Source organism: Vibrio splendidus, assembly GCF_003345295.1.
Lineage (GTDB): Bacteria > Pseudomonadota > Gammaproteobacteria > Enterobacterales > Vibrionaceae > Vibrio > Vibrio splendidus_K.
The window spans coordinates 1,511,588-1,527,648 of record NZ_CP031056.1 but is presented as its reverse complement, the minus strand read 5'-3'; the positions used below and the strand labels follow the sequence as shown (position 1 = coordinate 1,527,648).

Here is a 16,061-nt window from a genome sequence, read left to right as displayed (position 1 = left end):
ATAGCCTACTGATTCAGGAAATCAAACAAGATTAAGTGAATATTAAATGAAGTTTGAAGTTTCCTAAAACTAAGACAACTATAAATTTCTGTGGTCGTTTTTTGTCCGAGAAATGTTAGGCAAAGTTATGGTTGGGTCAATCAAAGTCAGAGAATTCCTACAATGTAAAAATCCCCGCATCCCTTGTAATGAAAGGGTAGGTAAGCAATTGCTCTACCCAGTTTGGGGTATGGATAGAGCAATATATAAATACACTCAATGATCAAAAGGTGAACGATTGGCGGTATCTTTTTGTTTTTACAGTATTTTGTTTGTTGTTCAAGAAGCTTCTGTTTCAAACGGCTTATCTATCTTTACCTTAACCGCAAACTTGGTCGCTAAGGTATGCAATTCTGGAAGCATTCGATAGATCAAATGCAGCTGTTGCAGAACCATTCTGACAGAACTCTCGTCTTCTTCTCGCCACTCACTCAGACGTTTATCCAGTTCAGGGTCGTAAGCGTTTTTCACTTCACACTGTTCTTGGTGGGAGTAGAGTTGATCATTTAGAGCGTCGAGATGTTCGTGTATTACTCTGTGTGCATCTAATACTAGTTTATGTGTTGCTTCATCATCGATACGCGTTCTGTGAGCACCTAGAGCAGAGATATAACTGAGTAGAGCATGATTAAGGGTTAGGAATCGGAAACTCTCATCTTCAGAGGTGCGGTACTTGCCCGGTTCAACCAGCATGCTACTGATGGCTGCAGTCAGGTTGGCATCGTTATTGTGTGCACTGCGGCGCGCAATACGGTAATTAAGGGTGTCTTTTTTACCTACACGATACTGGCCAATGATCTGAGCGAGATAGTTCTTATTGGAATCGAGCGCATCTGCCATGACTTTGTGCAATCGCTTTGATTGCCAATCAGGCAACACGTAAATGACAGCAAGTACGGCGAGGGCACAACCGATAAAGGTATCCGCTAGTCTTGGCAGCACCACCGCGTAGCCTTCCCCTAATTGGTTAAAGCAGAAGAGTACAAGCAGTGTTATAAAGCCGGTCGCAAATCCGTAGTTATTGATTCTGAATGCAAAGAACATCACGCCACTGATCACAATGAAAACTAACTGGCTCTCTTGAGACGGGAAGAAGGTCAGTAGTGGTACTCCAATCAACAAGCCTGCAACGGTGCCAATGACACGAGCCGTCAGCTTTTGTCGTGTTGCACTATAGTTTGGCTGGCATACAAACAGTGTCGTTAACAAGATCCAATAGCCACGCTCTATGTCAAAACCTTGAATGATCCCGTAGCCGAGCGTCAATGTAATTGCCATACGAATCGCATGACGAAACAGCATCGAGTCGGTATTCAGGTTGGCTTTGATCTTGTGCCACATTGCCGTCAAAGTATGAGGGTTGGTATCGTCCAATACATCTTCTTCCAACTTTTCCGCATCCGGGTTACTGATATTCGAGAGCTGCTTTTCGACGGTAGCTAGGTTATTGAATAAGTAATCTAATTGGTTGAGCAGTGATTTCCACTCGGGCTTGTTCTGTTGGTTAAGATGGTTAAGCGAAGACATTAACTCATCAAGAGCTAATACAGACTTATCGCCATGTTGGTATTCAGCTCCGACTTTCAATGAGCTCGCCACTTCTTTACAGGCTGTGGCTTGGGCTTCGAGTAGATACTTGAATCGAAACAACACATCAGAGCGTTCAAAGTGCTTTGCCAGCTCTTGATAGCGGTAGTGGGTAGAGCTCACGCGCTCATGAATGTCTTGTGCGATAAAATAGGTATTTAGGAATCGGTCACTCGGACCATCAATGTGCCCGCGCTTAGATCGGTTAAGTAGTGTTGCTTTACACATGTTGAGTGCATTAACGGTACTGGCGTTTAGCTTAGCTTCAATAATACGATGTGGCTGAGGAATAAGGTCAGATACAGGGTAGAAGAGTTCCGCTTTTGATCCGATGTAATTGCCGATTTGGTCGAACACCGTGGCTAGGTTTTGCTGTACGGGCTGCATCGGCCAGACAATCTGCCAAATCATCGACATGAAGTAGTACCAAGCGGCGCCGGTTAAAAGTAGAAGCGGTTGAAACCAAAGGTTGGTGCTCTCATGGGCGCCGAGCATGGTATAGATAGCAACAAGCAGCGAACCAAACGCGATACTGGCGTATTTAGGGCCAATTGCACCGAGTATAATAAAAGAGAAGGTTGAAACGAAAAGCCCTATCGCAAACAGCCACGGTGTATCGAACAGGATCTCAATAGAGAAAGCGGCCACAGCGAAACAGATAAAGGTTAGCGTGAGTGCTTTCAAACGCCCGGTAAAGCTGTCATCACTTTCAGCAAGAGCCGCAGCAATAACACCTAAGATCAAAGGTGTGATGAGTGTGTTTTGTCCATAATACCAAGCAGGAACCACAACACCGAGTAGAGTGATGAGAATTAATACGCTGTAATTTATGGTTTTATTCGCCCAATAGAGGCGCAATTTGGCTGAGAAGTCCACAGTCGCTCACTTGACACACTAAAACCATAATCCTAACAGAAATCAAGCACAAGAATTTGATACTTATCCATAATTGCCCCTAGATGGTCATGAAAGCATCGATAAGATGTGAGACATTATTAATTCTCACAGCATCATGATATAAATTCAATATTCCCAATTAGAGAGCACACTCCAATGCAGCTAAGCGCTAACAAGACTGCACAGTTTTTTATTCAAAATGAATATCATCAAGTCGAACTTGATGGTCCACGCCTGCTGTTATCTTCAGTAGGCAGTGAAGAACGAATCCCGTTTACTATTTGGAGTGGCAAGATCGCGATAAAACGCGGATTGTTTTGGGGATCGTTACAGTTCTTTGCTAATCAGCAAGATGGCAAACAGCGCAGCTGGTTAGTACAAGGCCTACCTTGGGAACAATGCCGTCAATTTGCACGCGCATCGGTTGCTGCTTATCAGAAGTGGCATGATACACAATGTGAACAATTGGCTGAACACGTTCCTCAATGGGAAGCTGAATTGACGCGTCTTGAGCAACTTCCTGCTTTCCTAGCGCATTCTAAAGTTAAGACTTGGGTCGACATGGTTAACTCAAGTTTAGAAAATATGACGATGACTTTAGAAGAAGCGGCGCAGCGTATGCCAAACCGCATTGCTCGAATGCAGCCATGGTTGTCTGAGACGGAAATTAGGCAAGCCGAAAGAAATCAGCAGTGGTTAGAAACAGAAAGACAAAACTGGGAAGTATTGTTTGCTCAATGTGAATCGTCACCACTCAATTTATCTCAGCAATATGCGGTCTTGATGAATGATGATCACAACCTTATATTAGCGGGCGCTGGCTCGGGTAAAACCAGTGTTCTTACAGCTCGCGTCGCGTATTTACTGCAAAGTCATCAAGCTCAAGCTGAAGAGTTGTTATTGCTCGCATTTGGTCGCGAAGCAGCGGAAGAGATGAAACAGCGCCTTAACAGCAAAATTGGTTTATCAGCAGAGAAGGTGCAAGTGAGTACTTTCCACCAGTTGGGTTTAAAGATACTCAATCAAGTTGAACCTGAACGTGTGGTTATCTCTCCGTTAGCGCTCGATGACAATCAACGCCAAGCATGGTGCATTGATTGGTTGAAAAAGCACTGGATGACGCCGACTAACTTCAAACGCTGGCAAAAGCACCTGTCTAAATGGCCAATCGCTTATTTAACAGGTGATGACGAACTTGGTAGCCATGTTTCAAACCTCAAGTTGATAGGTTGGCTTGAAAAGCAGCTTGAACAGTTGAATGCATCGGGTTTATCGAAGAAGGAAGTGCAACAGCAGTTGATTGATCACAGAGACTACACGCGTCTCAACAGCGAGCTTTCACTGTGTTGGCCATGCGTGACAGCATGGCAAAAAGAACTGAAAGAACAGAATCACATCGACTTCTCAATCATGATCAGCCGAGCGACTCAGTATGTCGAAAAAGGCAAGTTTATCTCGCCTTGGAAGTTCATCATGATCGATGAGTATCAAGACATTTCGCCAGATCGCCTTGCCTTGGTTGAGGCACTGTGTAATCAGTCGAAAGCGCAACACCAAGCTTCTATTTTTGCGGTAGGTGATGATTGGCAGTCGATTTACCAGTTTGCGGGCGCAGATGTTGATTTAACGACGGGCTTTAAGGATCGTTTTGAGAGCTCGACGATTCATCACCTAGATACGACTTACCGATTTAACAATCAGTTAGGTGCAGTTGCCAATCGTTTTGTGCAGGAAAACCCGATTCAGCTTCCGAAAGAACTGAACAGCTTCAAACAACAGAAGCAGAAGGCGGTGTACAGTGCGCCAAGCAAAGAAGTTGAGAAGATCCTGGATCAGATTAATAGGCAAGTAAAAGGTAAAGCCAGCAAGTCAGTATTGCTACTTGGACGTAACCATTACCACAAACCAGAATTGCTGGAAGATTGGAAAAAAATCTTCACATCCATCAACATTAATTTTATGACTTGCCACGCCAGTAAAGGCAAAGAAGCAGATTTTGTGATTATTCTTTGTGTTGATGAAGGGCAGTTCCCGACGAAGAAGAAACAGCTGCATATTGATGGCGCATTGACTGAATCATCAGATGCCTTCCCTTATGCAGAAGAGCGTCGTTTATTTTACGTGGCAATGACGCGAGCAAAAGAGAAAGTATGGATCACACACAGTGGCGACGGTTCTGGTTTTGTACAAGAACTGCATGGATCTGATTACCCCGTCGTTCGTAAAAAGTGATGTCACTTGGCGTAATTGTCTAAGATTAGATCTTCAAGCTCGCTACCTATTCTTATTAGGGCATAAGCAATTATCATCAGCGTGCTAGCTATTCTAGTTAGGGCGTAAGATATTATCATTAGGAAAAGGCATAAAGTAGAAGGAATCCGCTATGGAACACGGCTCTATTAACTACATTGAATTTGCTGCGAAAGACATCGCTGCAACTAAGGCGTTTTTCAGCCAAGTGTTTGGTTGGACCTTTGAAGACTATGGCCCTGAGTATTCTGCTTTTGAAGGGAAAGGCTTAATGGGTGGGTTCTATTTAGCGGATCTGGCGTCGAATGCTGAAAGTGGCGCAGCGCTAATGGTTTTCTATAGCGAAGATCTTGAGCAAACCGAGCGTGATGTGATTGATGCTGGTGGTCAGATAAACCGCGAGATATTTAGTTTTCCTGGTGGTAGACGTTTCCATTTTAGAGAGCCAAGTGGCAACGAAATGGCGGTATGGAGTGACAAGTAGCGAGTTAAGACTCTGGTGAACAAAAAGCCTGCGATGAAGCAGGCTTTTTAATCTTTGACGTTATCTTGGTTCTTAACGAAGCGTTTTGCTTAGTTCTTAACGAAGCGATCTGCTTAGTTAATTAAGAGCGCTGAACCATTAAGTTCGCTCAGCTAGGTACGCTTCGTAGTCTGGGATCTCAATGATCACTTCTTCTTCAAGCAGTGAAGAGTTAAATAGGAAGTTAGCGGTAGCGCGGTTGGTTGCCACTGGGATGTTCCAAACACTTGCGATACGAAGCAGTGCTTTTACATCTGGGTCATGTGGTACGGCATTCAGTGGATCCCAGAAGAAAATCATCATATCGATCTTGCCTTCAGAGATAAGCGCACCAAGTTGTTGGTCACCGCCCATTGGGCCGCTGATCATGCTCTTAATTGCTAGGCCTGTTTCTTTACTGAGTAGAGAACCCGTTGTGCCCGTTGCATAAAGGAAGTGCTTTTGTAGTTTTTCTTTGTTCTCTTTGACCCATCTAAGTAGCTCAGGTTTGAAATGGTCATGAGCGACCAAAGCGATATTCTTATGCGTTGGCATAGTACGCGTCGTTTTTTGCATGAATGTTCCCTAAATGATTGTTTCGTTTTTATTGTTTTGAGTTCTTCAGCCAATATAGCACTAAGGATTCACACTGAATACCGGACGAAACTCAGAAGGTGACAATGAGTCGGCGATAATTTGATCTTTGAGTGTTGCAGGTGTCAGTGCTTCAATCATGGGTGCACTGTGTTTCTCATAAGGTTGACCGCGTAAGTAACTGGTGGCTTGTTTTACCGATAAGCGACCTTGCTCAACCATTTTATCTGTTGGTGCAAAAAGCACCTTGTTACGAAGCAAGCCGCGGTAGGTTCCGTGACTTAGGTAACTTGAAATTAATCCAATTTCTTTGGTTTTACCGGCTGCTCTCAGCTCACTTATCGCAGCTTCAATCGCGACTGCGCTTCCGACAATATATTGAATATCCGGCTGCTCGATGACTTGTTGTACCAAGTTTCTTTGCAGTTCTTTATCGTTGTCTGCCCAATAGCTTATCGCAATTTTGATATCGCTCGATTTGATTGCATCATAAAACCCCAGTGCTACAGGCTTAGTACCGCCACTTGCTTGAGGGCCAAGTAACAAGGCGATAGGTGTTTCGCCTGATCCTTTCGGATGTCGTTTCGACAAAACCTCTCCGACTTGAAATCCCATTTGATACCAGTCGACACCGACCGTGCCTTTCAATACCTTTTGTTGTTCTTCATTGACGGTCAACTCATTCACAGTAGCAAACACAGGCGTCGAGCCAACCCAATCCGTAAGATTGTCATGGTAAGCATCGGGTGAAACTGTGCCTAAAATAATGGCGTCGGCTCCCCATTGTGTGCAAAGCACCAGCTGTGACGCTTGCTTACCAATGTTTGGGTATCCGCCGGCTTCTAATACTCTTAGCTCAACTTGCTGCTTTTCTGCTTCAGAGACCATGCCGTAGTTAACAGACAACCAGTAAGAATCCTTAAGGTGCGGATAAATCGCACAAATTTTCTCTTTATGTGATGTGGCTTCGGCAGGTTTTATTGGGCTCAAAGGCTCGCTAGCACTCGCGACAGAGGTTACTGTGGCCAGTAGTGAGAGAATGATTTTTGAAGCTAAAGGTCTAGATAGCATGAATTGCCGTTTTATTGGTTTTAGATAAGAAACACTGCAAAATATAGCGTATTCTGCATGGGTAAAGAAGAACGTTTTAAGGTTTAAAGTTTATGTTGTTAGCCTCAGCGAGTATTGGACGCAAGCTACTGGCCTCATTCTTAGTGATGGCACTGTTGGTTCTATTGTCTGCATTGATCGGTGTTTCTGGTTTTAGCTTTGTAGCAAAAACGGAAAGAAACGTCGTCGATTCAGCGCTTCCTGCCATGATCGAAGCTCGTCAAGTTTCTGAGTTGAGTAACCGTATTATTTCGTCGGTACAAACGCTTTCTAATGCGAGAAACGAGGCCGAACGAAAAGAGGCTGGCACTGTGTTGTTTGGCCAGCTTGAAGCACTTCTTCAACATATCAAAGAGCTTGGTGTCGACAGTTTTGATTCGCAACTTCTCAATAAACTCGAAAACAATGTTCAAAGCGTTATTAACACACTGGCTGAACTGGGTGTCTCGGTTGAACGTAAGCTTTGGTTAAGCAAGGAATTGACGTCTCGTGTTGAAGAGATGCGCTTACTTGCCGAAGAGCTAGAGCAGCTCACGCGAACCCAAGTTTTGAACACGGCTACCATTGCGGTTGCTAACGTAACGCATATCTATGACCTGCTAGAAACCAAAGAAACCGATAGAGCCTACCAAGCCTTAGACGCACTTGTTGAAGTTGATCTTGATTTGTCTGAGCGTCTGCACGAATTGCATTTGTTGGCGTTTAAGATGCTCAATCAAATTGAAGAAACTCAGACCGTCACCAATGTTGAACGTATTCATCAAATCCAGTCTGAGTTCGAATCCAACCTAAGAATCATGGCGCGCCGCGTTAAAGCGGTGGAAGATCCGACTCGTTCTGCGCAGATGTCTCAGTTGCTTGAAGAGTTGAGAAAACGCCAGGTCGTGTTCGATATCTCGCTAGAACAATATGAGAACACCAAGAAGTCAGAGTTTCTGATGCAAAATACGTTGGAGCTGTTCTCTCAGCTGAATACAACCGTTAACCAACTGGTTGATGATTCAAACCGAAGCACCAAAAAAGCGGTTGATGAGCTGACGAGCACGCTGAATCTGGCTCAATGGTCGCTGTCTGTGATTTCGGTTATTGGTTTGGTTATCGTCGCATTTATCGTTTGGCGAGTGGTGTATATCTCGGTTGTTAAACGCCTTACTGAATACTCATCGGCCTTGATGTCTATCGCACAAGGTCGCCTGAATATAGATATCTCGGTTAAGGGTAATGATGAGTTGGCTCATATGGGCGAGGCAATCATCACCGCCAGAAACACCGCGCAAGCACTACAAGTGGTCGCGGTTGGCGAAGCTAAGGCAAAACGTGAGCTCGAAGAGCACAAAGAGCACTTAGAAGAGTTGGTCACAGACCGAACCTATCAACTGCAAAAGACCAATGAGAAGTTGAATGTCGAGGTGGGTAACCACGCTAAAGCTCGCAATGCGGCAGAACAAGCAAGCCGTGCCAAGTCTGCTTTCCTTGCGACGATGAGCCATGAAATACGAACGCCAATGAATGGCGTATTAGGCACGGCTCGATTGCTTAAAGATACCGGCTTAGACCCGCTGCAATCAGGCTATGCGGACATCATTAACCGCAGTGGTAAGAATCTACTCGCGATTTTGAATGACGTACTGGATTATTCAAAGATCGAAGCGGGACATCTAGAAATACGCGCGGCTTCTTTTGACCTTTACCAGATGGTTCAAGATACCTATCAGTTAATGGAAGGGCGCGCCGCTGAGAAGAAGCTTAATTTTGATTTTCATATCGAAAGTGACGTGCAACGCTATTGGCGTGGTGACGTCACTCGAATCAGTCAAATATTGAATAACTTGGTCGGTAACGCTATTAAGTTTACTGAAAGTGGCTCGGTCGATATCTTCATTAGTTTAGATATCGAAGATGAAAATCGAGTGATGTTTGAAGTGTCAGATACCGGTGTCGGTATTGACGCTAGCGAACAAGCTTGTCTGTTTGATGCCTTTACCCAAACCGATAGCGGTCGCAACAAAACCGGTGGCACAGGGCTTGGATTAGCGATCAGTAAAAGCATCATGTTGGCAATGAATGGTGACATTGGTGTTCATTCCGAAGAAGGCGAGGGCAGTCAGTTTTGGTTCTCATTGCCACTTGAAGTAGGTGAGAAAATTGAAACGAAAGCAACGGTTATTGAAGCTTGTATCCGAGCGAAGGTACTTCTGATTGAAGACAACCCTGTGAACTGTATTGTTGCTGAAGGCTTTTTGAATAACCTGGGTCACGATGTTGTGATAGCGACAACCGGACAAGAAGCGAGAGCCATATTCAGTGAGCAAGAGTTTGATATTGCGCTGGTGGACATTAACTTACCGGACTGCGATGGCGTCGAGTTAATTCAACAACTTAAAGACGATGCGCTTCAGCATGAGCATGAAGAAAACGTAACACGCAAAGTACCACCAATGATCGCAGTATCGGCTCACGTGTTTAACGAAGAAGTGGAAAGCTACTTGTCGTCTGGCTTTGATGGCTTCTTGCCTAAGCCGCTAGAGAAGGAAGCACTTTCTCAGCTCATTGTTGCTCAACTCGATGGTAAAACACTATTGTTGCCACAGCCTGATCCAAACGATGCTGTTTGTAAGCAAAATGGTAACCGTATGATTAAGGGTAACAGTGATGAATGCTCGACACAGATGGTAGATGTTTTAGCCAAGTACACGACGACAACTGATTCCCAAGATGAAGGAGACACTCCAGTGAAACTGATTGATTCCAAAGTGATAGAGGGTGACTTGTCGATCCTTGGATTGGATAAAATGAAACAGATCGTTGTGCTGTTCGAGGAGAGCAGTAACCTTACCTTGAATGAATTAGTCGAGGCAAGCGAAGCCGATAACGGACGAGAAGTGAAGTCTTTGGCGCACAAGCTCAAAGGATCGGCGGGCAGTTTGGGCTTATTAGCGCTGTACAATTTGTGTCAGAGTATTGAAGCTAGCGAACAACCATTATTGCAGTACCGAGATAACGACCACGCTTTATCTGAATTGGTTAAACACTCGTTAGAGGCGTTACTAACTTATGTTTCTGCCTAATGACGAGAGCTTGCTTTAAACTTGATCTAATTAACAAGTCAAAAAAATCCTCTGAACGAATATTCGTCAGAGGATTTTTTATACCGTGCAAGTCAGCGCTCTTTATGAAAGGCTAACCATTCCAGCTAACCAAGGCTCAAGAGCTCGAACTAAGGCTTATCGCTTACTATCTATTCTCAAAGCGGTTGTAATCCAGCAAGCCAAACTCGATCGGTTGGTCTTGTTGATACCAACGATGAACTCGGTCACTGAACGGCCAGAACTCGCTAGAACTGCGTCGTACCGCAAACTTATCCAGCAGCGCCACGTAATCTTCTTCTGTGTTTAAATTTTGCAGAGTTTTCACCAGAGTCGGTATCTCGCTTTCGGTTAAAGACAGGTAGGCGGCAGGGTAGCTACCGACAACGCCTCGTACGAGCGTTAAGTCATCATTGGCGTAATCTCTGTTACCTTCTTCATTAAACAAGCTTGAAATGTTGCTGTGAGCGTTATTGTGAATCATGGTGAACAGCTGCTCTTCGCCATTTTCGCCTTCAATCATGATCATCACTAACTGAGGAACATGACGCAGGCCGACTCCCTTTATCAAATTCACTTGGTTAAGCAGTGCTTCGTTCTTTCGACCAAAACCTGTTTCGACAATATCAAAACGACTATCGAGGACAGGCGCGAGCTTATCTTTGATCATATTGAGCAGTTCACGCTTAGGATCGGCCGTTTTGTAAACCACACTTGTTGGTTGGTCGAAAGGGGCGATATTGCGTTGCAAGTAATCGCTCAGTTGTGCACTTTGGTTTTTGTACCAGCTTGAGTGTTCAATATGGCGAACATCTTTAGGAAGAAGGGTTAAGAAGTTACTTTCACCCTCAAGGCGCAAGAAGTCCATAAACATACGCGTAATCAGCTGGTGGCCGAAGTTTCCGTACACATCGAAGCCTGCTACAAGAAGGTAATGAATGCGCTCTAGTAAGGCGTAATCAAGGATCCATGCTGTCTTAGGCTGTGAACCAACTAAACCCTGAACAACAGAAGCGCTATCGAAGTGTCTAAAGATAGTGAGAGCGGCATTTTGGTTGATGCCATCGCCATCCCAAATTATACCGGTGTCTAGGTTCACGCCACTATCGAACCATTGGTTAGTGAAGTCTGATTTCGCATTTAGGTATCGAGCCTGTTGCTTAGAGTAACGTACCCAGTTAGTCGCTGGTACGGTGTTACTTTTTAGCTCGCTAGGTAGTTTTAAGTTTTTCTTCTGGCTAGCGTAGAAAGCGTTTATTTCTGGTAAATCGGCTTTCTCTGGATCAATGAAGAAAACCCAAAAACGGTCGTTAATCACATTCAAGGCAAGTTGACCACGACACACTGGCCCTTTGATAAAAGCCATGATGGTGTTTTGCGCATTGTCCAACATGAAATGGAAGCGCGAGTTCACTGGCAGCGCTTCAAACGAAGTCATAGGGTTAGCTGCGACATCAATGTTGTAGCTAGGGAGTTGTTTCACAGAGTAATTAGCATCGACAAACCAAGTGTTCCACTTTTGTAGTCGCTCTTTATTGAGTGCGAAAGGCATGTGCGTTTTGTCGACGATGGAGCCTTGTTCTGGAATCAGGCGGTAGTAAACACGTTTTACTTTTGGATCGTCGTAAGGGCGACGAGTCGTGATGCGCTGCACCGCTTCACCTGGAGGCGTTGCAGAACGGACAAGTGTGAAGAAACGCGTTGGCTGCGCTAAATCAGAGAAGTAGACATGCGATAGAAACAGGTGCTCATAGATGTAACGTGCTGAAAGTTGGCTTTTATTGTCACTCTTATTGAGAAAGCTTTCGTAGACATTAACGAGCTCTTGCTCCGCATCATTCAGCGGAATGTGGTCGTTCATTAACGCGCCATTTTCCAACCAACTCATTAAAGTCGCGTATTCTGTTTTATCTAAGTTCGGCATCCCATAAGGCATCCCCCAAGTCGGGTAATCTCTCTCGTATTGGGCATACTCTTCAATAGTTGGGCATTGTTGGTCGCGGTCGGTTGAAAAGTCGAAACCTTCAAGCTGGGTTTGATCTGGAAGTGGGTGGTTCTCTTTTTGGATCAACATTCGAGAAACAAGACCAGCATCCAGGTTAGCCGTTGAGTTCTGCATACGTTCGTTGAGAACTGGATGAAAATCCGCATCGCGCCACTCTTGTGTGGTTAAAGCATCTTCAAACAGGCGAGTAGGGGCTGAGGCGGTTAAACGGGTGCCTTGATAAACGAGTGCCTTGCTCGCACCTCGGTCTATACCTTCTACCGAAGACATTTTGAGCTGGCAAGGTGCGTCATAGCAAGCGTGACAAACCACACATCGGTTATCAATGATGGGCTTTACTTCATCAATGAAGTGCTGTGCTTGAGCCGACAGAATAGGCGCTTGGCGATCGCGAACTTGTTGTTTACCAAATAGTTCGTCGAAGTTTAAACCCGCGTAGACGGCACAACCTGAGAAGACGCTAACAAAAGCTAAAATGAAGAGTTTTTTCAAATTCATACGTATTTATATATTAAGCATTTTCTCTAATTATATCGAAAATGATTGAAAATGCTCATGTTCTAACAATCTTATAGATAAGATCTTGATGGGGCTGAGCAACTTATCGAGGTGAGTCACTCACCCTAGGTTGGAATTTGGAGTGTCGACTTAAGGCTCACTGGTTGATGTAACAAACAGAGAAAGGGACAGATAATCGCTCAAACTCTTTGATCCAGCGCCATTGGTTGTCTTGCAGTTTGTCTCCGGGGCCTTTGACTTCAACCCAATGAAACTCTTTGTCCTTGAATGTAATCAAATCGGGCATCCCAGTTCTAAATAGCTTTAAATCACTCAATATCACTTTGAAAAGATCAACAATCAATGCGTTGGGAATAGCCACCATGCTGTGCTCGACGAGTGATCTGGGGAAGTAGTTCCAATGGACAAATGGGTTGGCAATACCGTGTTTTTGGTCGTAAATATAGAGTAAGTGGTTCAGCCCATGCTTGAATATAGTCTGAAACACCGCTTCGACCTGTTCGGCTCGCTTGTCTACAAAATCGGAATGGTACAGATCCAGTGGTCGATGTTGGTATCGATTGATAAAGGCGCCTTCAACATCTGCAAAAATGACCTCCCAAAAGGCTAAACCAAATAAGCCACATAGAAAACTGTTTTCAGAGAAGTAAACATCCCAACCTTGGCTTTCAAAATGTTGCTTTACTGCAAGCTCAACTCGCATTTTGCTTAGGTCTAACTCCAGCTTTATCTCTTTGCAGATCGGTTTTATGGTTCGTGAAACTTTGTGCCCCTGTTTCCGTAGTAGCCTGTCTTCAAGCTTAATAGCGACTTCCAACTCTGACACATCCGATGGAGCAGCTTTCATTTGCGTGACAATGTCACACATTAAGTCTAACTCGTCTTGCTTGTCATAGATGCGTGCAAGTCGCTCTCTGCTCGGAGGAAGTACAGATTGTTTAAACCAAAAGACAGCTTGGTCGTTTTGGCTGAGCCTTTCTAGATCGCGCGCGATATCGTTGATCAAACGCGATCGTTTTCTGGCTATGCTTCTGTGTTCTGATTCCGCAGGTATCGACTGTAAAAGCTGCTCAAGAAATTCACTGTCTTTGCGGTCACCTTCTGAATACAAGCGTTGAACATCGCGCATCTGGAGCAATTGATTGAGTTGATCTCTAGAAGTGAAGAAGCGGCGCTGCTTGCTTAATGGGTAGTTCTCAAAGGTATTGAGCCCAAGGTCGCTTAACACGAATTGGCTTAAGTCTTGATAGGTGTTGGCAAAGAAGAGTAACAGCAAAACATCGATAACTTGAGCTTCGACGATGTAAATACAGTCGAAGTTTAGGTTTTGAAATTGATCAAAAGGTTGCTGATCAAGCAGTAACAACAGCTCATCTTTCTTCGCGGTTTTGTTGCTCTTAAAGGCAGGGAATACATTTAACAGCTCTGGTTTGGTGAGCAAGTGCAATCCGAGTTCGACATTGCTAATGACAAGGTCATGTTGTTCGGCGGGATGACTTAACGCAATAAAGCCTGAGGTGCTTAGCTCTTGTAGTGCGCTATTTAAATCAGGGATCTCAACATAGTTGAGTTTATCGCTGCGAAACCAACGGCCTTTACGAGAAAGCAAACGAACCATTAAACATTGGCTTGAAACGGAAAGACGTTTGTATGCGGACAACCAACGACATTCATCGTCACTTAGAAGATCGGTATAGAGCGTTTGAGCGTGTTCAACCAACCGATTGAAGTTATCGAGATAATAAGTAGGGGAGAGTTGAAGAGTGGTTTCTATCGTCAATGGGTTCGTCGCTTGATACAAAAAGAGCCTAACCCTAAGGTTAAGCTCTTCAGTAACAAATTCAATCTTTTCTGGTGATTAAGCTTGAGATGCTTTTAGTTCAGAAACTTTAGCTTCAGAGATTGGCTTAGTGACGATTGCAAGAACAATACACACTGCCATCATAGCTGCAGAGATTGTGTAAGCTAGGCCGTAACCTTCGCCGTTTGTCATTGAGTAACCAACAACTGCTGCACCGATAGCGCCGCCGATACCCCATGCCGTGTAAAGCACGCCGTAGTTAGTACCGTAGTTTTTCAGGCCGTAGAACTCAGCAGTCAATGTTGGGAATACTGCTAGAAGCGTACCGTAACCAACAGCTGCGATAGCCGTACCAATGATTAGCGTGAATTCAGAGTTGAACGTAGCGAATAGAGCCATGTTCGCGCCTTGAAGGATGAACGCTAGAAGTAGAGTACGTACGCCACCGATTTTATCTGCAAGCATACCCGCAGCAACACGGCCGCCTGAGTTGAACACAGCAAGGATAGACGCTAGGTAAACTGCGTTTGGTAGGTTCGCTTGAACGCTAGCAATCGTAGTGATGTTACCGATGATCATAAGACCAACAGAAGCAGCAAATGCGTACATGATCCATAGAGAGTAGAACTGAGGAGTCTTCAGCATTACTTTCCACGTTAGGTCTTCAGTCTTCTTAACTGCTTTAGGTGCTTGGCCTGCTTTTACTTTAGGCTCAGCTGGCGTGTAATCCGCTGGTGGGTTGTTGATTGTTGCTGCTAGAGGTACTGCAATCGCAAGTACGCCGGCACCAAGAATCATAAAGCTTGTTTGGATACCCATGCTGTCGATTAGCGCAGAAGTGAGTGGTGCTAGGTAAATAGCAGCAAGACCAAAACCTGCAGCGATTAGACCGTTAACCATACCTTTCTTAGAAGAATGGAACCATTTCATTGCTGATGGAGAAAGACATGCGTAGCCAAAGCCGATACCAGCACCTGTCATCACACCAAACGTTAGATTTAGCATCATAGGAGTCGTAGCGAAACCAGAAGCAATCATACCGAGGCCAGTAAGCGCTGTACCTAAGATAAGGATCTTACGTGGACCCATACGGTCTTGTAGGATGCCTGCAACAAGAAGACAAACAGAGAATGTGATAGTTGCAATAGCGTAAGGTGCAGATGCTTCAGCAGCACTCCAACCAGCTTCGGTGACTAGCGCCTTGTTAAATACACTCCAAGCATACAGGATGCCAAGACAAAGGTTGATACAGAAGCCTGCTAGCAGGATACGTGATGCTTTATCAATCTTGCTCATTTTTATTCTCAGTTTTGTCGTTGGTTAGTGGTGAGCCACTTAACTAAAGACGGGTTATTGTGATTGTTTCTTCAAAATTAGTTTGCGTTTATCAACAGACTGCGCAAAAGAGCGCGGATTATAACCAATAAAAATGTGATTGGAATCTCTTTTTCCATTTTTGGTAAATAAACTCAAACTTGTTAATAAGTTGTTTTTTATTGGTTTTACAATTGTATTTAATACCTTTCTGTTTTGTTCTTTTTAACGTGGCGAGCCTATTTTTTAAGGTGTTCTTCGATAAGTATTTCTGAATTGCCACGTATTCCGTGCGGATATCACAGAGTTACGAATTATTTTAATTATTTTCTAAGGTTAATTTTGTGTAACAAAATA

Annotated in this window: 9 protein-coding genes; 3 read left to right on the top strand and 6 right to left on the bottom strand. The window is 44.3% G+C overall.

The window, feature by feature from the left end; all coding sequences use genetic code 11:
• Positions 1–318: 318 nt before the first annotated feature.
• Positions 319–2,502, bottom strand: a complete 2,184-nt coding sequence (yccS, locus tag DUN60_RS22330; protein ID WP_004730255.1) for a YccS family putative transporter — start codon at positions 2,500–2,502, stop codon at positions 319–321.
• Positions 2,503–2,679: 177 nt separating this feature from the next.
• Between yccS and helD the strand changes: the two genes are divergently transcribed.
• Together helD and DUN60_RS22320 are read left to right on the top strand one after the other, a co-directional pair.
• Positions 2,680–4,755, top strand: coding sequence for a DNA helicase IV (helD, locus tag DUN60_RS22325; RefSeq protein ID WP_114635496.1), 2,076 nt, complete (start codon positions 2,680–2,682; stop codon positions 4,753–4,755).
• A gap of 151 nt (positions 4,756–4,906) precedes the next feature.
• On the top strand, positions 4,907–5,257 hold the full coding sequence (locus tag DUN60_RS22320) for a VOC family protein (RefSeq protein WP_114635495.1): 351 nt from the start codon (positions 4,907–4,909) through the stop codon (positions 5,255–5,257).
• 138 nt (positions 5,258–5,395) lie between these two features.
• Here DUN60_RS22320 and DUN60_RS22315 read toward each other — a convergent pair whose 3' ends face one another.
• Positions 5,396–5,851: a methylglyoxal synthase gene (locus tag DUN60_RS22315; protein WP_009844869.1), complete on the bottom strand. Its 456-nt coding sequence runs from the start codon at positions 5,849–5,851 to the stop codon at positions 5,396–5,398.
• A 60-nt stretch (positions 5,852–5,911) separates the two neighbouring features.
• Positions 5,912–6,940, bottom strand: coding sequence for a TMAO reductase system periplasmic protein TorT (gene torT / locus DUN60_RS22310; RefSeq protein ID WP_114635494.1), 1,029 nt, complete (start codon positions 6,938–6,940; stop codon positions 5,912–5,914).
• A 92-nt stretch (positions 6,941–7,032) separates the two neighbouring features.
• Here torT and torS point away from each other — a divergent pair, with 92 nt between their 5' ends.
• Positions 7,033–10,047: a TMAO reductase system sensor histidine kinase/response regulator TorS gene (gene torS / locus DUN60_RS22305; protein ID WP_114635493.1), complete on the top strand. Its 3,015-nt coding sequence runs from the start codon at positions 7,033–7,035 to the stop codon at positions 10,045–10,047.
• A gap of 166 nt (positions 10,048–10,213) precedes the next feature.
• Here the strand turns inward: torS and DUN60_RS22300 are convergent, their stop codons facing one another.
• The 3 genes from DUN60_RS22300 to DUN60_RS22290 form a co-directional block, all read right to left on the bottom strand.
• Positions 10,214–12,568 (bottom strand): fatty acid cis/trans isomerase, encoded by a 2,355-nt coding sequence (locus tag DUN60_RS22300; RefSeq protein ID WP_114635492.1) that lies wholly within the window; start codon positions 12,566–12,568, stop codon positions 10,214–10,216.
• Positions 12,569–12,725: 157 nt separating this feature from the next.
• Positions 12,726–14,390: a VRR-NUC domain-containing protein gene (locus DUN60_RS22295; protein WP_114635491.1), complete on the bottom strand. Its 1,665-nt coding sequence runs from the start codon at positions 14,388–14,390 to the stop codon at positions 12,726–12,728.
• A 57-nt stretch (positions 14,391–14,447) separates the two neighbouring features.
• On the bottom strand, positions 14,448–15,686 hold the full coding sequence (locus DUN60_RS22290; protein ID WP_017079765.1) for an L-lactate MFS transporter: 1,239 nt from the start codon (positions 15,684–15,686) through the stop codon (positions 14,448–14,450).
• Between the last annotated feature and the right edge of the window lie 375 nt (positions 15,687–16,061).

Bases quoted from the DNA above. Each gene is read 5' to 3' on its own strand.
- DUN60_RS22300 (WP_114635492.1), bottom strand. From the start codon at position 12,568: ATGAATTTGAAAAAACTCTTCATTTTAGCTTTTGTTAGCGTCTTCTCA.
- torS (WP_114635493.1), top strand. From the start codon at position 7,033: ATGTTGTTAGCCTCAGCGAGTATTGGACGCAAGCTACTGGCCTCATTC.
- helD (WP_114635496.1), top strand. From the start codon at position 2,680: ATGCAGCTAAGCGCTAACAAGACTGCACAGTTTTTTATTCAAAATGAA.
- torT (WP_114635494.1), bottom strand. From the start codon at position 6,940: ATGCTATCTAGACCTTTAGCTTCAAAAATCATTCTCTCACTACTGGCC.
- DUN60_RS22315 (WP_009844869.1), bottom strand. From the start codon at position 5,851: ATGCAAAAAACGACGCGTACTATGCCAACGCATAAGAATATCGCTTTG.
- DUN60_RS22290 (WP_017079765.1), bottom strand. From the start codon at position 15,686: ATGAGCAAGATTGATAAAGCATCACGTATCCTGCTAGCAGGCTTCTGT.
- DUN60_RS22320 (WP_114635495.1), top strand. From the start codon at position 4,907: ATGGAACACGGCTCTATTAACTACATTGAATTTGCTGCGAAAGACATC.